This window comes from Melioribacteraceae bacterium 4301-Me (assembly GCA_041538185.1).
Taxonomy (GTDB): domain Bacteria; phylum Bacteroidota; class Ignavibacteria; order Ignavibacteriales; family Melioribacteraceae; genus Pyranulibacter; species Pyranulibacter aquaticus.
Genome location: JBGORM010000001.1, coordinates 476597 through 498572, shown reverse-complemented (window position 1 = coordinate 498572; position 21976 = coordinate 476597). Strand labels below are relative to the sequence as shown.

At 32.0% G+C, this 21976-nt stretch carries 15 protein-coding genes and 1 tRNA gene; 2 read left to right on the top strand and 14 right to left on the bottom strand.

Going from position 1 to position 21976, the window contains the following annotated elements; genetic code table 11:
* Window positions 1-2: 2 nt before the first annotated feature.
* From ABRY23_02110 to ABRY23_02090, 5 genes are all read right to left on the bottom strand, one after another.
* On the bottom strand, window positions 3-908 hold the full coding sequence (locus ABRY23_02110; protein MFA3781842.1) for a PfkB family carbohydrate kinase: 906 nt from the start codon (window positions 906-908) through the stop codon (window positions 3-5).
* A 112-nt stretch (window positions 909-1020) separates the two neighbouring features.
* Entirely contained in the window at window positions 1021-1482 is a 462-nt protein-coding gene (locus ABRY23_02105) for an NUDIX pyrophosphatase (protein ID MFA3781841.1), read from the bottom strand.
* A gap of 24 nt (window positions 1483-1506) precedes the next feature.
* Window positions 1507-4977: a hypothetical protein gene (locus tag ABRY23_02100; protein ID MFA3781840.1), complete on the bottom strand. Its 3471-nt coding sequence runs from the start codon at window positions 4975-4977 to the stop codon at window positions 1507-1509.
* Between the two features lie 282 nt (window positions 4978-5259).
* Window positions 5260-6492 carry an ABC transporter permease gene (locus ABRY23_02095; GenBank protein MFA3781839.1) on the bottom strand — a complete coding sequence of 411 codons (1233 nt, stop codon included), beginning with the start codon at window positions 6490-6492 and terminating at the stop codon, window positions 5260-5262.
* Window positions 6489-7724, bottom strand: a complete 1236-nt coding sequence (locus tag ABRY23_02090; GenBank protein ID MFA3781838.1) for an ABC transporter permease — start codon at window positions 7722-7724, stop codon at window positions 6489-6491. Before ABRY23_02090 ends, ABRY23_02095 begins: the two co-directional genes overlap by 4 nt.
* 241 nt (window positions 7725-7965) lie before the next feature.
* On the opposite strand from ABRY23_02090, the gene ABRY23_02085 reads away from it, so the two are divergent.
* The gene (locus ABRY23_02085; protein MFA3781837.1) at window positions 7966-8235 is read left to right on the top strand and encodes a hypothetical protein; all 270 of its coding nucleotides are present in this window, start codon (window positions 7966-7968) and stop codon (window positions 8233-8235) included.
* Between the two features lie 173 nt (window positions 8236-8408).
* Here the strand turns inward: ABRY23_02085 and ABRY23_02080 are convergent, their stop codons facing one another.
* The 9 genes from ABRY23_02080 to ABRY23_02040 all read right to left on the bottom strand — a co-directional run bounded on the left by ABRY23_02080 (window position 8409) and on the right by ABRY23_02040 (window position 21258).
* Window positions 8409-9641 carry an ABC transporter permease gene (locus ABRY23_02080; GenBank protein ID MFA3781836.1) on the bottom strand — a complete coding sequence of 411 codons (1233 nt, stop codon included), beginning with the start codon at window positions 9639-9641 and terminating at the stop codon, window positions 8409-8411.
* Window positions 9642-10880, bottom strand: a complete 1239-nt coding sequence (locus tag ABRY23_02075; GenBank protein ID MFA3781835.1) for an ABC transporter permease — start codon at window positions 10878-10880, stop codon at window positions 9642-9644.
* Between the two features lie 21 nt (window positions 10881-10901).
* Window positions 10902-11618 carry an ABC transporter ATP-binding protein gene (locus tag ABRY23_02070; protein ID MFA3781834.1) on the bottom strand — a complete coding sequence of 239 codons (717 nt, stop codon included), beginning with the start codon at window positions 11616-11618 and terminating at the stop codon, window positions 10902-10904.
* 15 nt (window positions 11619-11633) lie between these two features.
* Window positions 11634-12932: an efflux RND transporter periplasmic adaptor subunit gene (locus ABRY23_02065; protein ID MFA3781833.1), complete on the bottom strand. Its 1299-nt coding sequence runs from the start codon at window positions 12930-12932 to the stop codon at window positions 11634-11636.
* A gap of 20 nt (window positions 12933-12952) precedes the next feature.
* Entirely contained in the window at window positions 12953-14296 is a 1344-nt protein-coding gene (locus tag ABRY23_02060) for a TolC family protein (protein ID MFA3781832.1), read from the bottom strand.
* 113 nt (window positions 14297-14409) lie between these two features.
* Window positions 14410-15825, bottom strand: a complete 1416-nt coding sequence (locus ABRY23_02055; GenBank protein MFA3781831.1) for a CCA tRNA nucleotidyltransferase — start codon at window positions 15823-15825, stop codon at window positions 14410-14412.
* A gap of 16 nt (window positions 15826-15841) precedes the next feature.
* Window positions 15842-18070 carry a tol-pal system YbgF family protein gene (locus ABRY23_02050; GenBank protein ID MFA3781830.1) on the bottom strand — a complete coding sequence of 743 codons (2229 nt, stop codon included), beginning with the start codon at window positions 18068-18070 and terminating at the stop codon, window positions 15842-15844.
* Window positions 18070-19335 (bottom strand): UDP-N-acetylglucosamine 1-carboxyvinyltransferase, encoded by a 1266-nt coding sequence (gene murA / locus ABRY23_02045; GenBank protein MFA3781829.1) that lies wholly within the window; start codon window positions 19333-19335, stop codon window positions 18070-18072. The genes ABRY23_02050 and murA overlap by 1 nt, the downstream gene beginning before the upstream one ends.
* Window positions 19336-19350: 15 nt before the next feature.
* Window positions 19351-21258 (bottom strand): protein kinase, encoded by a 1908-nt coding sequence (locus ABRY23_02040; GenBank protein ID MFA3781828.1) that lies wholly within the window; start codon window positions 21256-21258, stop codon window positions 19351-19353.
* Window positions 21259-21876: 618 nt separating this feature from the next.
* Here ABRY23_02040 and ABRY23_02035 point away from each other — a divergent pair.
* Window positions 21877-21958: transfer RNA gene (locus ABRY23_02035), tRNA-Leu, on the top strand.
* Window positions 21959-21976 lie beyond the last annotated feature (18 nt).

Here is a 21976-nt window from a genome sequence, read left to right as displayed (position 1 = left end):
AATTAAAAATTAGTTAGTTCTCGAAATTCCAAGAAACGGTCATGAATTTGCAAATAGCTTAAATCTTCCAATCCTTTTGTGCTGAATTTTTCTACACAAAAAGAAGCCATAACGCTGCCATAAATTACAGCTCGTTTAATATTATCAAGATCGATGGTTTGAGTTTTATGAAGATAACCGGTAAAACCTCCGGCAAAAGCGTCTCCAGCACCGGTTGGGTCAAAAATGTTTTCCATTGGATAGGCTGGAGCCGAAAAAACAGTATTATCAGCAAAGAGCATAGCTCCGTGTTCACCTTTTTTTATAATTAAATATTCAGGTCCAAGTTCTCTTATAAGTCGAGCAGCTTTTATTAGATTAGGTTCGTGGGCTAATAGTCTTGCTTCAGAATCATTTATAATAAGCACGTTAACGAGTTTTAGGACCTCCAATAATTCTTCTTTAGTTCTTTCAATCCAAAAGTTCATTGTATCGCAAACTACGAATTTAGGATTATATAGTTGTTTAAGAACGTTCATTTGTAATTTTGGTGCTATATTCCCTAACACTACAAAGCTGCTTTTTTTACTTTTTTCTGGAATAACTGGATCAAAATTTTCAAATACATTCAAATCAGTATACAAAGTATCTCTCACGTTTAAATCATATTGATATTTGCACCCGTAACGAAATGTTTTACCACCTTGAACAATCTGAAGTCCTTCCAAATCAATATTATGTTCCTCAAAAGTTCTAATGAAGGCTTTATCAAAATCATCGCCTACAACCCCCACAATGCTTATTGGAGCAGTAAAATAACTTGCAGCAAGTGATATATAAGTAGTTGAGCCACCCAAAGCATTTTTAATGCTGTCAAATGGTGTTTCGATATCATCTGTACCAATTGAACCGACTATTAAAAGAGACACTTTAATTCCTTTAATTTTTGTTACAAAAATCGTTAAATAGCACTTAATAATAAAGAAAAACTAAACGGAAATTAAACTACAAAATTACAGAAGCTACATTTAAGTCAACATTTCATAATTTAATTTCAAGCAAGTCAAAAAAAGATTTTTCATTTGTTATATAGCTGTATATAATTTCAATCGATTTTCGTTGCCCCGGCCAAGCCAATAGTTTCATTGCCTCTTCAATTTTGGCCCACTTATATTCTGCATGCTCGCTTGAAATTTTTACTTGGCAGTAATTATCTACTAAGCATGCAAATACAGGTATTTCAATTATTTGGTCGTCCTCTGGCGAATAATACGAATTAATATTAGGTACTACCCAAAATTTCCGTGGGATTAAATTTGTTTCTTCCTTGATTTCTCTAAGCGCTGCCTCGTATGCTTTTTCGTTAGGATTAATAGAACCGGTAACCATCTGCCAAAGGTTCGGGTAAACAACATCTTTTGCCCTTTTAAGTAAAAGGAATTCAACATCAAAATTGCTTTGTTTAAATATGTGTGCCTCGATAATTTTAGAACCAAGCTTCATTATAAAAAATCCTTTATTAATAAATTAAAAGTAGGCCCTAGCTTCTGCACGCATTGTGTGAATTATTTTTGTATCTCCTTGTAAACGTCCATTATAAGAAAAGGTAAGTAACAAATTACTAGCAATATTGTAATCGAAGTTAAATTGCAAAAAATAATTTTTACCAATAACATTACCTTTTGTTATTTCAAAAGGGATATTCACATTTGAAGAATTTGCTGTCAATTCAGTTCGCTGGAGTTCAGTTCTTACTCTGCCTAAATTTGCTAATGACCATGTTAATCTTAAAGCCAAAGAATTACTATTAATTACGGTTGGAATTGACGTGTAATAATTTTGGCTTTGACCAGCACTTATTTTAAATCCAAATTCCAAATTACTTATTGGTCGATAAGAGAAATCGCTAACAAAATTTGCACTTTTAACTTCTCTAGCTCTGTTTGTTGCTGGCGGAGATATTAAGTTATCATTCTGGAAAATTATATCTGTTTGATTATTAATTTCTTTTAACATATTAAATCTAATTCTAAGACTTCTCTCGTTAAAATATCCCCTTTCTAAGCCGGTGCTATATTGATTCAAATTTTTACGCTGAATATAGCGAAACCTTAAAGAGAAATCACTTTTGTTTTTAAAAATATTTATGTCATTCTGAAAATATTGTACCCCTTGAATGGTAGTTGAGTCGTTTAAGAACTTTGACAGATTTAATAAATAAATCTGCTTCGTATCGGTTAAATTACTGTTTTCTTCAATTCTAAATGAAGTTTCAGTAGAAATTGGGTTGAATATAGTCCCCCAAAAATTTTTTTCTTTGAAGAAATCAGCAAATTCAATTTTCCATCTTGTATTTAATTTTAAATTCATTACTGGATAAAGCTGGTCTGTTGGATAAGTAACTAACACATAATCACCATCATATATCGTTGGTTCAAATTCGTTTTCATCTGCTATTCCATTATTGTTCAAATCACCTAAATATTTGTAATTGCCAGTTCCCTGCTGAACACGTACAAAAACTTTTTGAAGCTTTGAAGTTTGTTCAGTTGATGCTTGATAATAAAGGTCACCTTTAATTGCATTTTGCCAAAAATTAAACTTAGATTGCGAAAGAATAAGAACAGTTTGATTATTTACTAAACCATGCTTTTTAAAGTCACTGGTAATTTTCTTATCCCTAAAAGCAACATTTACAGAAGTTGAAAATACTTTTGATGCGTTATAGCTAACTTGATATTGCTGTGTAAAAGCGTTTGACTGAGTTTTCATTATTCCGTTTAGTGGAAAAGATTCTCTTCTGAAGGAATACTTTAGGTTAAAGTTCAATCCTTTTATTTTATTTATTGATATTCCGGGCCCAATTTCAATGTAATTTAAACTCGATTGAATAAGTGAATCGGGTTTTTGAGGCAATGTTTCCTCTTTGTCTTCATATAAAAAATCAATCTTAGGTTTAACAAAGCCTAAATTATATTCGATCGCACCATTTTGCCTGTTCCACTTAGTAATTATTGCAGTGTTTTTACTTTTAACGTAATCCAAAGTGTAGTTAGCAGAATATTTGCTTTCATTATTAATTGAAAGTTGAGTTAAATATCTATCAGAACTAAAGGTATCGCCTTGTTTTAAATAACCGTACTGGGAAAAAAATGTGATTTGTTTAATCGGTATTAATGATAAAGAAATTTCTCTTAAAATTTGATTACCCAAAGCTAAAGTCGGAATATTGTAATAGCGATTAAATTCAACATCATTAATTCTGTCCAATGCTGAGAAATTATCTTGCAGAAATCTTTCATTATACTTAAACCCAACTTTACCAATATTAATTTTTCCAATATTCACATCACGAGGTTCTACATTTAAATAAAATTTGCGTGCATAACCAAAATTCCCATTATCATCAATGTTAGAAAATCTATTTTTATCCCAAGAACTTCCTGAAATTTCTACATTGGCAAAAACATCCTTTAAAATTTCAGAAGACATAAAGAAAGTAGCTTGTTGTTTTATTTCCGGCATTGGCAGAAAAATTACTGGTAAATACGAGCCCAAATTTTTGCCGACAAATTTAAAATTGCCTATACTTTCTTTTGAATAATCTCCGTTTCCTAAACCGACATAAGTAAAGGAAACGTTATAAATAGAGCCTGGACTTCCTGGTTTATATACATAATAACTAAAAGGTTGATTATTAATCAATGTATCAACCTTTGAATAAATACCTAAAATTTTACCTGAAGAATCCGGTGGTGCTAAAGAAACTCCGCTAACTATTGCTTTGTTTCTATCGTCACCTGCTTTTTTTAATATTTCTAATTGATCGCTGTTTAATGAAACATCTATAGGACTATTTGGGTCGTCAGCCTCCCTATAATAACTTAAGCCAAATTTAATTTTATCGTTCAAAAATTTAGTTGAATAGTTAGCGCCGAAAAAATTCCTTTGAAATTTTCTATCAGTGTATTCAAAGTCAACAGAAATTCTGCTTGCAGAGGTAATTATTCTTTTTGGTGTAAAGTTAATTTCAGAATTTGAATAATCAATCACATAATCATTATTATCCCCTCTTTTCAACTCTTCACCGTCTAAGTAAACGCGTTCACTACCTGCAATTATAATAATATCTCTTTCATTATTGGCTCCTGTAAGTCTATAAGGACCCTGATTTCCATCTTGACCATAAAATTGATTTGTAGCAAACTTACCACGCGAACTCGCAAAAGAAATTACACCCGCGTTGTTGCCGAAAAAAAATTCAGCCTTGAGGCCCTGCAGCTTTCTATTGAGCTGTGAGAACTCGCTTAGTTTATCAGTTAATGTGTAATCCCCAAAAGTACCAACAGCATTTTTGTGTTTAATTTCTATAAAAACTTTATCAAGCTCTTCTAATGTTTCAGTATTGCCTTCAGGCTGAATTGGTGTATTTTCATCTGTTAGGGCAGCAACTACTTCAATTTCGTCGGATAATTTTCCTGAAAGTTGTAATCTCAGTCCACTATTAATTGTAAAATCGTTATTTGTCCCAATAGTTATACCTCTAACTAAACTACCGCTTTTTTGAATGTTTTTCCCGAAAATAGACTCCGATGAGAAATTTATCGAACCTAACTCTTCAGTTTTAATAGTGTCTTTCAGCTTCTTATCATACTTTATAATTAATTTTCTTCTGTTGTATGTGGTTCTTAATGAAATTTTTACAGTGCTGTAGGTGATATAAATTGTATCATTCAAAGAATAATTTTTACTGTTAATTAATTGGAAAAAAGCTTTTGAGTATGAGATTAAATATTCATTACGACTTAGAGGCTTGTTTCCTACTCTTACAGTTTCACTAAAAGGGATAATATTTACAGACGAAATTTTATATGAATTATTCTCAGAAACCTTAAATGTATCTGTAACAGTTGAGACCAAGTAATTATTCTGAGCTACCAATGGATGGGAAAATAAGAAAAGAAAAAAGAAAACTATTCTTTTTAGAATATTTTTCAAATTGAGGTATGCGTTTATTGAATTAAAATTAGTAGCAATATGCTCAATAGGATTGTATGTTCCTTAACATTAATTAACTGAGAAATCGTCTATATCTAATTAATAAAATGGTAATTTTTTAATCTCTGTTAAGAAGAAAATTGAATGAAACGAGTCTCATTTTTCATCGACAAAGTTAATCAGCTATAAGTTACAATTTGTTATTTCAAAATTAATCTAAGGTTATTTATAGATACACGACTAAAGTAAACTTTCAACTTAGAAGATACAATGCACTTAAAATTACTCGTATCTAAGTGCCTCAATCGGGTCAAGGTTAGAAGCCTTAATTGCCGGATAAACTCCAAATAAAACGCCGACAAACGAAGTAACTAACAGCCCAATAATAATCCACAAAACTGGGACAATTACATTTACCCCTAATAACAGAGCAACAAAATTACCACCAATCAATCCAGCTAAAATTCCAATTAAACCTCCAACTTGACTTAAAACAACAGCTTCTACTATAAATTGCCATCTGATAGCAAGTTTAGTAGCGCCGATAGCTTTTCTAATTCCAATTTCTTTTGTTCTTTCTGTAACGCTTACCAGCATGATGTTCATAATTCCCACGCCAGCGGCGATAAGCGCAATAACTGCCACAACGAAGGCGCCAAGTTTAAAATACTTTGTTAAATCGTTAAATTGTTCAATAAGCTGTTCATTTGTAATAATTTCAAAGTCATTTTCTTTACCCGGAGGGACTTTTCTAAGTGTTCTAAGTGCACCTACAACTTCTTCTAAGGTTGCTTCCAATAAATCTTTGTTTCTGGCCATCACAGTATATTCTGTGGTTCTGCGTTCACCATAAACTTTTTGAAAAACACCCAAAGGTATTACAACATAATTATCTTGTGACTGACCCAATACATTTCCTCTTTTGTTATATACACCAATGATTTGAAAATTGTAATTATCCACTTTTATTTGCTTGCCAATTGGGTCAATCTTTTGAAAAAACTTTTCATATATACCATAACCAATTACACACACTGGTTTATTATAATCCACATCCGCTTTACTAAGAGTGCGGCCTTCTTTTAAGGTTAATTCATAGGTTAATACTTCATCAACGTTTGCACCCCATACATAAATTTCTGGATTAGTTTTTTCATTATTAAACTTAACTACTCTACCACCATTGCCCATCGATATACCAATTGCCTTTGGAAGAGTGGTTATTTCTTTTAGTTTTTGACCTATTTCAACCGTTAGGTTTTTTCTGTTTCGATATTTATTGTGGTCGTGTGGACCAAATTGAAGTGCCGGATATTTACGTATTATAAAATTATTAGTACCAATTGAATTAAAAACATCTTCAATATTTTGCTGAATTGCTGAAATTGCCGTCATAACAATAATTATAGAAAAAAGGCCAATTGCTATGCCTAACAAGGTTAAAATTGATCTTAATTTATTTGTCGTAATAGAAGACAAAGCGAGCTTAATGCTTTCAAAAATCTGGATTATCATTCGTACCTCAAAGATTCAACTGGGTCTAATTTTGAAGCTCTAATAGCAGGCAACATACCTGATATTATTCCTACAGTTGCAGAAATTAAAAGCGCTAAAATCACAATGTAAATTGGCATCGAAGTGGGCAAAAACTGATTGATAATCAAACTTAATGGAAAAGAAACTAGTATACCTATTATGCCCCCAATCATACATATAATTGCAGCTTCAATTAGAAATTGTAATAAAATTGAAATTCTTCTTGCACCAATTGCTTTTCTAATACCAATTTCTTTAGTTCTTTCGGTGACCGATACAAACATAATGTTCATAATACCAATAGCACCAACGAACAAGGACAATGCAGTAATTGCAATCCCCGCTAATGCAATAACACCAACAGTTTTATCATACATATCTTTTATTGCCTCTTGCTGATTCACTGCAAAATCATCAGGTTTACCAGGAGGAACTTTGCGTATAGTCCTCATTGCAGCAATAATTTCTTCTTTTACATCTTCAATTCTAGAAATATCTTTGACTTTTATATCAATTCTCATTCTATTACGAGCTTCTCCAATAATTGACTCAAAAGCTTTAAGCGGCATAATAATTTGTCCATCCATACTAAACATACCCAAGAAGCCGCTGCCCTGCTTTTCTATCACACCAACAACCTTAAAAGGTGTGTTGTTTATCTTAATGATTTTATTTACTGCCGAAATATTGGGAAACAATGCATCCTTAATATCTTTGCCAATTAAACAAACCTTTCTGCCAGCTTTTGATTCAAACTCTGTAAAAAATCTTCCATCTTCGGGGACAATATTGCTCGTTCTGGAATATTCTTCTGTAGTTCCAGTTACTAAAGTAGAGGTAACAGATTTACCTTCATATTTAACATTTACTCCAAAGCTCCTTTTGTTAGGTGCCATAGCTTCGTAATCAGTAAAAATCTGTCTTAATTTTTCGTACTGATCGTATGTTATATCTTTCCTGTTGCGAAGTAAATACCAATTCCCACTCATAAACCACGGAAATTTATCGACATACAAAACATCACTACCGAGTGAGGAGATCGAATTGATAAAAGCCTCACGAAGTCCAACTATTGCTGTTGACATTGTAGTAACCGCAACTATTCCAATTATTATTCCAAGAGTAGTTAGAACAGAGCGCATTTTATTAACTCTAATTGCCCTTAATGCAATTAGTAAAAGTTCCTTTAGTTCTATAAGAAAATTTTGCATAAGGTTAGGTTAATTTTTTATTGTGCAATATAATATTGTTATTATAAAATTAAAAAGCAGAAAAGTTAAAAATTACTGACGGACTTCACAGTTAAGCGACCATGAAAACCAAAGTATAACAATAAAAAATGGAACTTAATTGTGTCCTTTTATATAAAAGAAAAACAGAAACTTGAAAGTGGGCTTACTTACTTGTGTGTTACAAAATTCTAAATACCATCACTTGAGTCGTGTTTTTGGCATGATAAAAGAAATTTATAATAGAATAAAAAATTACTGTCATTCTTTGGAGTCCTTAAATTTTTTCATCAAAGCAACGGAAGCATCTACAACTACGATTCATTATCCTGTTATTCCGTACGGACGAAGTAAAGAAGCAATCTCCGACACAAAAAGTAAGATGATGAACTTTTTTGCTGCAGCCAATGAAAACGAATGCTTCAATGGTTATAGGGTTATGGTCCCCTCAACCAATTATTCTTTGAAGAAAGAAAAATTAAGAATAAGGTAGTTAATCTTCATTTTTGTTTGATGATGTTACTAAGGTTATTTAAAAAATAAAATGGGAATTCGGGGTAAATATATAATTTCCTAATGTGCAGGCTGAATTAAAATGTACTGATAAAAATTTTTTAGTAGATACTAAATAAAAAGAATCAAAAGATTGTAAAAGAATTGCAATTATTATTCGTATCTCAGTGCTTCAATAGGATCAAGATTAGAAGCTTTATAAGCTGGATATGTGCCGAATCCAATTCCAATAACAACACACAATATAACGCCAATCATTATCCAATCTAAAGGCAAAACAGCCGAAGCATTTAAAAAGGAACCAGCAACATTGCCGGCGATAATGCCCAAAATAATGCCAACTATTCCACCGCTTAGGCACAAGGCAACAGCCTCGATTAAAAATTGAGTTAATATATTAGACTTCTTAGCACCAATAGCTTTACGTATTCCAATTTCTCTTGTTCTTTCTGTTACTGAAACAAGCATTATGTTCATGATGCCAACACCTGCGGCAAGCAGCGCAATAGCTGCTACAACATAAGAGCCAATTCTAACCCCGGCAGTTATATCATTAATTTGGGTAAGAACGGATTCGTTTGAAAATATTGAGAAATCATTTTCTTCTGTAGGCGACAATTTTCTTATTGTTCTAAAATAACCTTCAGCAATTTCAATAAGATTTTCGTAATCGTCTTTTCCATATGACATAACTGTAATATTTATACTTCTACTTCTTTTGCCATAAAAGGATTGAAATGTTGTTAATGGTGTAATTGCAAAATTATCTTGGCTTTGTCCAAAAAAGCTACCTTGCTTTTCAAGTACACCAATTACTTTTAATTTATGTCCATCTACTTTTATTATTTGGCCGATAGGGTCAATGTAATCAAATAAAGTCTTTGCAATATCTGCCCCAAGGACAACTACATTTTCATATCTTTGCAAGTCTCTTTCGTTTATTGCTCTACCTTTATCAATTATCCATTTGTTATTTGGGAATGCTTCTGGTGTAACACCTGCAAATGAAACATTAGGATTAGTTTCTTTATTTCCATAAGTAAACCTTTTACCGCCTGACCATTGTTCAGCTGCAACATACTTAGCTTGGGTCAATTTTTCTTTTAATGCGTAGAATTCTTCCAATGTTATGTCGGGTCTGTTTCTATATTTGGCAAATTCACCAGGGCCACCAGTTCTAACTGGTGGCCATTTTTGTATTTGAAAAGTATTTTGCCCTAATTGAGAGACACCTTGTTCAATACTGCTTTGCAGCATTTCAATTACAGTACTTATAGCAATAATTGAAAAAATACCTACAACAATACCTAAAATTGTAAGTGCTGAACGTAATTTATTAGTTCTAAGTGAATTGAAAGCGACTTTAAATAATTCTAATATTTCCATTTATTCATACCTCAAAGCTTCCACTGGGTCTAAGTTAGATGCTGTATAAGCAGGTGCTAACCCAGACAAAACGCCAGTAATTAGTGAAATAAAAAAGGCTAATATAACCGCATCAATTTGAACAGATGTTGGAAGGAATTGATTTACAATCATACTAAGCAACACTGCAATTAAAAGTCCAACCAATCCGCCAAGTAGACAAATAACAGCCGATTCAGTTATAAATTGAGTCAGTATTGCTCTTTTTTTAGCTCCTATTGCTTTTCTGATACCAATCTCCTTTGTTCGCTCTTTAACAGAGACAAACATAATGTTCATTATACCAATTGCACCGACAAACAAAGCTAACCCAGTAATAAAAAGTCCAGCTATTTGTATTACACCCACTGTTTGATTTATATTGTTTAACAATCCTTCCTGTTGATTAATAGAAAAGTCGTTTGGCTCATTATATTTTAATCCTCTTATTTTACGCATTATTCCAATAGCCTCATCTTTAACAGCTTCAATCATTTGGCTGTTTGGCGCACGTACATTAATTGTAATACTTCTAAAAGATTGGCTTTGCATATACTTAAAGACATTTTGTATTGGTATAAATACTTGATTATCTGGATTAAAGCTTCCCATCACCCAACTACCTTGTTCAGCTAATACTCCCAAAACTTTATACTTTTGCCCTTTTATTCTTATTTCTTGACCTATTGCATGCCCACGAGGAAATAAATTTTTAGCAACAGTTGCACCAAGTACGGCTACATTTCTAGCTCCTCTACTTTCAAAATCGTTAAAAAATCTACCTTCGTTAAATGTTAGATTAGTTGTTTTTATGTAATCAGAAGTGGTGCCTGTAATAAATATCGATTCTACTGTTGTATTCTTAAACTTAATTGACTGCACACTCCAGACAGTTGGGGCAGTAGCAAGAGGTAATTTTGCTAATTCAGCATATTTGCGATAGTCATCTAATGTTAAATTCTTTCTGTTTCTTAATTGCCACCAAGGTATATCGTTGTTGAACCATTCCCACTTATCAATGTAGAGATTATCAGAACCAAGTGATGAAACTCCTTTTTGAAAAGCATTATCAATTCCTTTAATGGCAGTCGACATAAGTACAACAGAAGCTACTCCAATTACAATTCCTAAAGTTGTGAGAACAGATCTAATTTTATTTGCTCGGATAGCACGTAAAGATATCAACAAGCCTTCTTTTAGTTCAAACAAGTAATTTTTCATTAACTCTCCCTGTCAGAATATTTAGGCTACACTTTCTTTTTTAGGTATTACTCTTTTAATCACTTTTTCATCTTTTTCAATCAAGCCATCACGAATTCTAATTATTCTTTCTGCATGTTCGGCAATATATTCTTCGTGGGTAACTAAAATTATTGTATTACCTTGTTCGTAAATTTGATTAAAAAGAGCCATTATATCTTCGCCAGTCTTTGTGTCAAGATTTCCAGTTGGTTCATCAGCAAGAATAATAGCTGGTCTTGTAACCAGAGCTCTTGCAATCGCAACTCTTTGTCGCTGTCCACCCGAAAGCTCATTTGGTTTATGATGAATTCTATCCAGCAATCCAACGTTTTCCAAAGCTGCAATTGCTCTTTCTCTTCTTTCAGAAGCTGGAACACCTGCGTATATTAAAGGTAATTCAACATTGTGCAAAGCATCTGATCGAGGCAATAAATTAAAAGTTTGAAAAACAAAACCAATTTCTTTATTTCTAATTTTAGCTAATTCATTATCGTTCATTTCGCTAACATTATGGCCCTTAAAATTATACAAACCTTTTGTAGGTGTGTCCAGGCAACCTAAAATATTCATAAGTGTAGATTTACCTGAACCGGACGGACCCATAATAGCTACATATTCATTTTTATTTATTTGCAATGAAATATCTCTTAGAGCATGGACTTCCTCGGCACCGACTTGGTAAATTTTAGAAATATGCTCAATTTTTATAATATTCATAATAATCTCATTTTATTAAGAATTTTGTTTTTCTAACATTTTTTTCTTTGATAGCACAGAAATTTTAGAACCATCTTCCAGTTCTTTCGAAACTGCTCTATAAGGACCAACAATAACTTCTTCACCGCCTTGTAATCCACTTACAATTTCAATGTAAGTATCGTCGCTTATGCCAGTTTTTACTTCAACCATTTTCGCTTGTCCATTTTTAACAATAAAAACTACTTCTTTTGGTTTGTTATTTTTGCCGTTTTTCGTCTCTGTAGTAGTAGTTAAACCTCCACTATCATCAGATTTATCTGCAGTTGTCATCTGAGGCATGACAGTTCTAGCAGTAACACTTTGTATTGGAACGGAGACCACATTTTGTTTCGTTTCAGTTTGGATTTCAGCATCACATGACATCCCAGGTCGTATAGCAGGATCAAGATTTAACAATTTTATTTTTACTTCAAAATTAACAACTTCATCTTGAGTACCAAGTCCAGTTGTTTTAGCACTGTTGCCTATTTGGGTTACAACACCTTTAAATACTTTATCGCCAAATGCATCGATATTAATTTTTGCTGTATCACCGACAGAGACCAAAACAACGTCATTTTCATCAACGTCAACAGTAGCTTCCATATTTGTTAAATCCGCAACAGTAAGCAGTTCTGTTCCGGGGCTGTAACCGCTACCTAAAACACGCTGACCCAACTCAACATTTCTTTTGCTAATGGTTCCATTAATTGGAGAATAGATTGTAGTTTTATTTAAGTTTTCTATAGCTTCTTTTAATGCTGCTTCAGCATTTTGGACAAAAGATTTTTGTGCGTTCAAATCGCCCAGTCTTTGCAAGTAATTTGATTTTGCCATTTCAAGGTCGGCATCGCTTGCAAGACCTTTACCGTACAAACCTTGAATTCTTTTATAATCAGCCTCTACTTGGTCTAAAGCTGCTTGACGTGAATGTAAAGTTGCTCTTGCTTGAGCAAGTGTCGCTTCTGCTTTATTTTTTTGAGCAATGTAAATATCAGGTTTAATTCTTAAAAGCAATTGTCCTTTACGAACATTATCACCTTCTTCTACAGGAAGTTCTACAATTTCTCCAGTTGCCTCAGCACTAATTGTTACTTGAAAAACCGGATTAATTTTGCCAGTAGCTGAAACAACTTGAGTAATAGTTCTCTTAGCAGCTAATTCAGTTTGAACCTGTATAATTGTTTCTTTATTACCGCCAAATGCAACAAGCAGTATTACAATAAGTAGAAGTAAACCCAATCCACCAAAAATGAAAAGCTTTTTCTTATTCTTTTTTTTCCCGTTTGCCATTTTATTTAGCTCCCTTAAGTTTATTCATATTTTTTATAATCAAGTTTGCCTAAGGAGTTCATTAACGCATCCTTAGCTTTATAGAAGTTATAAAGTGCATCAATTTTATTTCTTAAGGCATCAGTGTAATCTCTATCAGCTTGTAAAACATCTAAGATTGTACCTGAGCCTAAATTATACCTCTCTTGATTTACCTTTCTATTTTCTTCAGCAGAGACAACATTTTTAGTTGCAACGTCTAAACTTTTCTTTGCAGCCGTTAAGTCGAGGTAGCCTTGCTTAATTTCTATTTTAATTTGTCTTTGAAGCGTATTTAAATCTTCTTCGGCATTCTTTTCTGAAGCCATTGCAAATTCAATATTGTTTTCAGTATTGAAATTAGAAAATATTGGTAAGCTTAATGTAAGTCCAACGCTCCAAGTTTTTCTGTTAAATAAATTATTTGGGTCGGTTGCGCTTGTACCAAAAGAATAATTGCCGGTCAATGAAGGAAATATTCCACCTCTTGCAATAGTTACGCCGCTTTTGGCTGCATTTAATAATAATTGTTGACCTTTAAAATCCTTTCTGTTGGCTAAAGCTTGATTGACCATAACAGTTACATCATCGAACATACTCATATATTTATCTGTATTAATGGAATCTTTTTCGCCATAAGGATCAACAAATTTATATTCTTCTAACACATTTAATCCTAAATAATTAAGCAAGTTGCTTTTAGCTGTTTCATACGTATTCTGAGCTTGAATCAACAGTAATTCTGCATTTCCTAATTGAACTTGTTGACTGTAAACATCTGCAATTGCCACTGCACCTAATCTGTGTCTTTCTTGGACTGTCTCTAAAAACTTTTGATTATACTTTACATTTTCTTCACGCACTTTCATTAACTCTTCAGCATTTAAAACAGCATAGTAATAACTTGAGGTTTGCAATACAATATTTTGTTTAAATTTCTCAAGGTTCAACCTTGCTGCTTCAAGATTATCACTTTGTTTTGAGATATTTGCCCAGTTGGCTAGGCCATTAAAGAGAACAACACTGCCGCCAAAACCTACTTGATAATAGCGGTTGTCTGTCTGTGAAGGAGGAATATTAACAAGGTTGCCAAAGAAGTCTCTTTGTACTCCACCAGCATCATTTATCCTTTGCCAGTTCCACGTAGCCTGAGTTCCTAAGCTTGGTAGCAAATCTCCGTAAGCACTTTTAAGTTGGGATTTATAGGTTTCTAAGTTGTTTTTTGCCTTAATTAAATCCGGATTTCTTTGAAGAGCAATTTTAACAGCATCATCCAAAGTTAAAGTTTTCTGAGCAAGAGTTGGCATTGTAAAGATAAAAAAAAGACAAAGAATTAATTGTTTCATTAGTTTTCTCCTTCTCAACAGAAATTTATTAATTAAATTTTTTAACAGTTTTGACGAAATCATCAATACAAAAGTTACAAAAAAATTAGTTGGAGAGAAATTTTTTAAAATTTTTATGATTCCGAAGATAAAAACTTGTCTTTTATTTTTAGGAGGTAATTATAAGCTTCATCAAAATTGTTAGCTATTTTACCTTCTAATATAGCTTCTTCAATAGCAGATTTTATTTCGCCGACTTTTTTAGAAGGTTTTAAGTTGCAGACTTGCATTATTACATCGCCTCTGACTGGTGATTGAAATGCTCTTAATTTATCTTTTTCCAGAACTTCGTGTACCTTATTCATTACTTTTTCATAGTTCTCTAAATATTTGTTTACCTTAGATTGATTCTTGCTAGTTATATCTGCCCTGCATAATTTAATTAAATCGTCAAGGTCATCGCCAGCTGCAACAATAAGTCGCCTAATAGCTGAATCAGTAACTTGGTCATCAACTAAAGCAATAGGTCTCAAATGCAATTTAACAAGTTTTTCTACATAAGGAAGTTTAGAATGAGGAAGCTTCATTCTATTAAAAATTTCTTTCATCATACGAGCTCCAATTTCCTCGTGTCCATGGAAAGTCCATCCTATTCCTTCAATAAATTTTTTTGTTTGTGGCTTAGCAATATCATGAACCAAAGCAGCAAAACGAAGCCAAATGTTATCTGTAATAGCAGAAATATTATCTACTACAATTAATGTATGATAAAAAACATCTTTATGATGAAAATCTTTTCGTTGCTCAACGCCTTCTAAGTTAGCTATTTCTGGGAACACAATATTCATTACTTTTGTTTTTTGTAGGTACTTCAGCCCAATTGATGGTTTGGCGGATGATAAAATTTTTAAGAATTCATCTGTTATTCTTTCTTGAGCAACTATTTTTAATCTCTCTGCCATTTTTTCAGCAGCTTCTAAGACCGATTCATCAATTTCGAATTGTAATTGAGATGCAAAGCGAAAAGCTCTTAAAATCCTTAATGGATCGTCGTCAAAAGTTTTATATGGGTCAAGCGGTGTTTTTATAATTTGATTTCTTATATCATCAAGACTATTAAATTTATCGTATAGTAGACCAAAATCCTCTGCATTTAATGAGATTGCTAATGTGTTAATAGTGAAATCACGTCTATTGATATCATCATCAAGCGTTCCCTTTTCAACGATGGGATTTCTGCTTGCTCTTGAATAAGATTCTTTACGTGCACCTACAAACTCATAAGTATAGTTTTCATATTTAAATTGAGCAGTGCCAAAGTTTTTATATACGGTTACGGTTTTTATTCCAATTTGTTTTGCTAATTGCTCTGCGAATTGAGGACCATCCCCAACTATTAATATATCTAGCTCGTCTCCAATTCTATTTAAAAGTAAATCTCTAACAAACCCTCCCACTAAAAATACTTTCTCATTTCTTTCTTTTGCGAGTTGAGAAATTTTATGTAAAAGCTGTATCTGAGTAATTTTATTTTCTAAATTTATCTGCACTATTACTCCTACGATATTATTTAATTATCTTAATACTACTTTCAACTGTATTGAAATTCTTTGCAATCCAACTTATCATTTTGGAGTTTTCTTCTAACACATCTTTATAATAATTATTTTTTTTGAACTCAAGAGAAATTTCGGCAAAATATTTTGCAGCTGAAAAATCCATGCAATTTAAAAAGTACTTTGACAAAAGAAAAGCGTAATAACTAGTTTCTACGTTTACTACTCTAAAGTTATCAAAAAATACCTTTTTAATCTTCATTGCAATTGAATCGGATGTTTCAGCGTAATTTAATAAAATTGGTATTAATTGCTTTTCTTTTGAATTATTATATTCCTCTAAGGCTGTGTAAAATTTTTCTACTTTTTCTGCATTTAAAAAGTTTTTATAAAAAACAATCCCTTTCTGCAGGATTTTTTCTTTTAAGAGAGCTAAACTAGTATATAGATGGCTAGGATTTTCTAAGATTACTCTATTAAGAATTGTCTTTGCTGAATCAATATTATTTGTCAAAATATAAGCATCAGCAAGAAGCAATTGTAGATTAAAAAAATATTGTGATTTGGTGAATTTATTTATTTGTTTTGTTATCATTTCTTTTGCTTGGTTGTATTCAGATACTTTGAACATAGACTGAACGCACCCAATTAAGGCCGGATAGGAGTTCGTATAACTGTATATTTGTAAAAATTTTTTATATGCATCTTTATAACGACCTTCATAATAAAGTTTATTTGCTTCCCTTAAAAATTTTGCAGCTGTCCTGACGCAAAATTTTCTAAAAATTGTATGTCCAGCAAAATACAACTGTGCAACAAATGGATTAGTATTGACGTTAAGAACAGATAAATATTTTTTATAATTACTTTCAAGTTTTGCAAGATCTTTGCCAGTGTGCTTTACAAAATCACCGTCAGCATAAATTTTTTTAATAACATTCACACCATATTTCTCGGATAAAAATCTAATAAACGACCCAGCAAACACATAAGAAAGGGTAGAATAGTTATTAAAAAAATTAAATCCAGAAAAAAGGTTCACTATTGAAATATCATAGCCCGAGTCCATTGCTATTTTTGCCACAACATGTATAGGATAATCATCAAAATTATTTTCATAAGCAGTAGCAAAACCCTCAATTAAAGCCGGATTAAACTTTGAAGCAAGCTTAAATGGTGTTGTGCCAAAGTTAGCTGAAATTACGTGGAGCAACTCATGCTTCAATGTGGCATCTAAATCTTCCTCATTTATATAAATTTGATTCAGCCAAGGTTTCGCCAAATCAGCATTACCAGCACCAATAAGTTCTCGTTTTTGCTCACTATTACTAAAAATATAAGAGTGAATTGGAGTGATGTGTGAAACCTTTAATTCTTGTGTTATTTGATTTAAATAATACTCGTGTTTTAATGTAATTAAGAATATATACTTATTATTAGATAAATTTGTGTAATTTATTGTAAAATCATTAGAAATCGCTATTTTATTTAATCTTGATTGTAGATTATTTGTAGTCATATTTAACTTTAAAATGTTATCTAAGCCGAAAAAAGCAAAAAGAAAAATCAATAAAGAAACAAGCAATTTTAGCTTCGTTTTATATCTGCCATTACGTAATAAATAGATTAATAATAAAGATATAAATAAAACTGAGGCTCTGTAAGAAATTAATTTAATACTAATTGGGACATATTCATCATAAATTACACCGGGAAAGTATCCTATTACTGGATTAAAAAAATAAACTTGTGGATAAAAATATATCTCAGCTATAGGTAATATTACTATTATTATGATAAGTACAACAATTAAAAGAAAATAAGTCCAATTGCTAGAAGTAAAATTTAATAATAAAAGAGAAAGTGAAATTGTAAAAAATATAGACGGCAAAGTAATAATTAAATAAAAAAGATAACCATCACCCAATGGACACAAAGAGAAAAGAGCACTATTTATCGTAGCAATTAAAAGTGGAATTAGAACTATACTTAAATAAAAATACTTTTCATTAAATAATATTTCTAATTTGTTTATGTAATTACTGTCCTTAACGTTGAAATAAATTATAGAAAGACCAACAAAAAACGATAAAACAACTGCATTAACAACAGAAAATTCATAGCTAAATACATTCAAAAGTGGCAAGCGTATAAAAAATAAATTTGCTATAGCAACTAAAAAAAGAACAAAATTAGGGAAAGATATAATTTTCCTATTAAGTAGAATTCTCAATGTCATTAATACTCTTTGGTAGAAACTCGTATAATATCAGCGCCAAGAGCTCTTAATTTTTCTTCTATTTTCTGATAACCTCTATCGATGTGATAAACTCTCAATATCTCAGTTTCACCTTCTGCAGCCAAACCAGCTAAAACCAAAGAAGCACTAGCTCGTAAGTCTGTGGACATTACCTTTGCTCCCTTTAATTTTTTTACACCTTTTACTATCGCACTATTATTATGCATTTCAATATCTGCTCCTAATCTAATTAATTCAGGTACGTGTGTAAATCTGTCATAATAAATGTTATCAACAACAGTTGCTGTGCCATTTGATAGTGACATATAAGCGATCCATTGAGCTTGCATATCAGTAGGAAAACCAGGGTATACTGCAGTTGTAACATCAACACTATTAATCATAGAATTTGTAGCATCTAATTCAATTATTCCATTGTTAATTAATAAATTAGCTCCACTTTCTTTAAGTTTGTCAATAATAATTTCAATATGGTGTGAGAAATTATAATCTATAGCGATTTTACTATGTGTGATAGCACCTGCAACAAGCATAGTACCCGCTTCAATTCTATCCGATATGTTCTCAAATTCAGCAGGTCTTAATTCTTCTACGCCTTCAATTTCTAGTATTGAACTTCCGATGCCGCTAATTCTTGCTCCCATTTTCTTTAATGACTCAGCTAACAAAGTAATTTCGGGTTCAATTGCAGCATTTGTAATAACTGTTGTACCCTTTGCCAAAACCGCAGCCATTAATGCATTACCGGTTGCTCCTACTGATGATATATCAAAATGTATTTTATTACCAGTTAATTTGTGTGATTTAGCAATTATATAGCCTTCTTCAAGCTTAATATCAGCACCAAGTTTTTTCATTGCTTCCAAGTGTAAGTTAACTGGACGTGGGCCCCACGCACATCCTCCAGGCATCGAAACCTTAGCATAACCAAATCGTGACAATAAAGGTCCTAAAACATAAATAGAAGCTCTCATTTTTTTAACATGCTCATAAGGGGCAATTTGAGATTTAATTTGTGATGTATCCAAGAGTAATTTACTATTGGAAAAGTCAGACTCAACCCCCAAAAAATTCAGGAGTTTAATCATTGTATAAACATCATTAACCTCAGGTGTGTTGTATATTATATTTTTCCCGGAATTCAACAAACAAGCTGGCATTAAAGCTAAGACAGAGTTTTTTGCCCCACTTATTTTAACTGTACCAGTTAATTTTTTACCGCCATGAATTACGAATTTATCCATATTGTTATTAAGAAATTATAAAAATTTAAGAATTGTCCCACCTGTGCCTACGATAAAAACATGACCTGATGGATTTACTGTCATACTATTTAATTTTGAAAAAACACCTGTGTTTACCTTTTGCCAGGTCTCTCCTTTCGAATTTGAAAACAACAACATTCCTTTGACGCCGAGCGCCAAAACATTATCATCGCTTATATATTGTACTTTTTGCAAGCCTCCGTCAATATCGATTTTATTTTTTTCCCAGCTATTACCGTAATCTTTCGTTCTTATTATTGTACCTCCTCCGCCAACAATTAATCCATACCCATTTTTATTAAAATCTATTGACTTAAGATAATCATCAGTAACTTTTTCAATTGAAGTCCAAGTATTACCTCTATCGTTTGACTTTAATATCTCGCCATTCCAACCAATAGCAAAACCTGTACTTTTATCTGCAAAACCAATATCAAATAACAAATCTTTTGAATTTGTCTCAACTTTATACCAATTGAATCCGCCATCTTCAGTTCTCAAAATTAGCCCTTTGTCGCCACATATAAATCCTACATTTTTATCAATAAATTTTATTCGGAAAAAAGAATAATTAGCAGCAGCATTTACAGAAAGAGTTTGAAAGGATTTTAGAAAATCACGACTATAAATTAATGTTGCAGAGTCACCAATTATAAAGGATTTACCGTTTTGGAAGAAATATGCATCATGAAATGTTCTTTTAGTACCTAGTTCAATTGGTAGCCATGTTTTACCACTATCTTTTGTAGCCGCAACAGTACCAGAATCGCCCAGTACAAATCCATTTTTTGAATCCAAAAAAATAACAGCATTTAAGTTCTCTTTGATGTTACTATTCAGCTTTTCAACTTTTGGAAGTTCTTCAGAATCTTCGCTTGAGCTGAACAAGCTTTGTATGTTATACTTTTTAAATTCATCTAACTTATTGCTTTTTAACAGGGTGTTCACTTGATTATATACAAACCAAGAAAGAGCTAATAAACCAAAAATAATAAGTACAAACGCAGCAGTAGATAAAACTTTCGATTTTGGGGTTATTGGTTTACGCTGTTGAAAATAACTATTTGTAAGCTCAGTTACTAATTTTTCAAGTTCCGCTAGATCATTAAAAACTTCTTCACATGAGCCATAACGGTCTAAGGGATTTTTTTCCATCATTCTTTGCAATATGTGGTCTAAAGTTTCTGGAATGTTAGTCAGCTTGTCAGAAATACGGGGGGCTTTCTTCTTAAGATGAGCTTCCATAAGTTCAAATTCATTATCGTAATTAAATGGCGGCTCACCTATCAGCATTTCATAAACAGTGCAGCCTATAGAGTATATATCGCTTCTGTTTGTAACGTCAGTCCCCTTTATTTGCTCTGGACTCATATAATATATAGTACCAATTTTGGAGCCGGGTTGAGTTACATCCTTATCAAAGAGTGATTTTGAAATACCAAAATCCATAATCTTAGTAATGCCTTCCTTGTTTAAGATGATATTAGAAGGTTTTATATCTCTATGGACAAATCCCTTTGAATGAGCATATCCTAAACCAAGTAATACTTGTCGAAGAATGTATATTACATCATATAAATGAAATCTGCCCTGTCTTTGAATTACCTTTTCTAAACTTTCACCTTCAACATATTCCATTACAATCCCTAAAAGGTCTGAATATTCAATAAATCCATAAACTGTTACTATGTTAGGGTGTGAAAGCTTAGCTTGGTTTTTTGCTTCTCTTTTAAATCTCTCTACAAATCCTTGTTTACTGTAAACTGAGGGGTTCAATAACTTAATTGCAACGTAGCGGTCAAGTTTTGTATCGTAAGCTTTATAGACAATCCCCATTCCGCCCCTGCCAAGAACAGATGTTATTCTATAATTATCAATTGTTTTTCCTATTATATTTTCCATCTATGAATCGTTGAAGAATTTAAAATAGATTTATCGTTTTTTTTAATAAATAAAAATATAAAAAACAACTATCTTGCTAAATAGAAATTACATTCGTCTAATAATATTTTTTATTTATTGCTTATTGAATTATGAGTACTCCTTAATTCATATAAAATAGTTAGCATATTTGGCAACTTACTAAAACTGGAAAAATTCATTACTTTATTCATATAACTAACTACACTTACGTACAATCTAAACAAATGTTCAATTAAAGATTTATAGATTGCTTTATTGCGCAAAAGTTGCACCCCAAATTCACAACAATATTCATAGAACGCGAGTGAGACAGACTTTAGTAAATATGAAAAACTATATTTTAGAATTTTCATATATATTGTTCCGGATGATACTCATTCTTATTTGTTATGAAAAATTTTCAGGAAATGAAGAAAAACATATCTTTTTTAGTATCAAAATTAATTCAAAGTTTAGCAGAAAAAATTCATAAAAGTTTTATAGTATCCCAAATTTAATTTAATTTTCAAAATCATTTTACGTAGAAATTGTGAAAATCGGCTTTGCACGGCAATTTCTTGATTTTGCATGCAATTTAAACTAATTTTGCAAGTCTTTGCGAGAGTGGCGGAATTGGCAGACGCGCTAGACTTAGGATCTAGTACCGCAAGGTGTGGGGGTTCGAGTCCCCCCTCTCGCACAAAAATTTTTTCACATT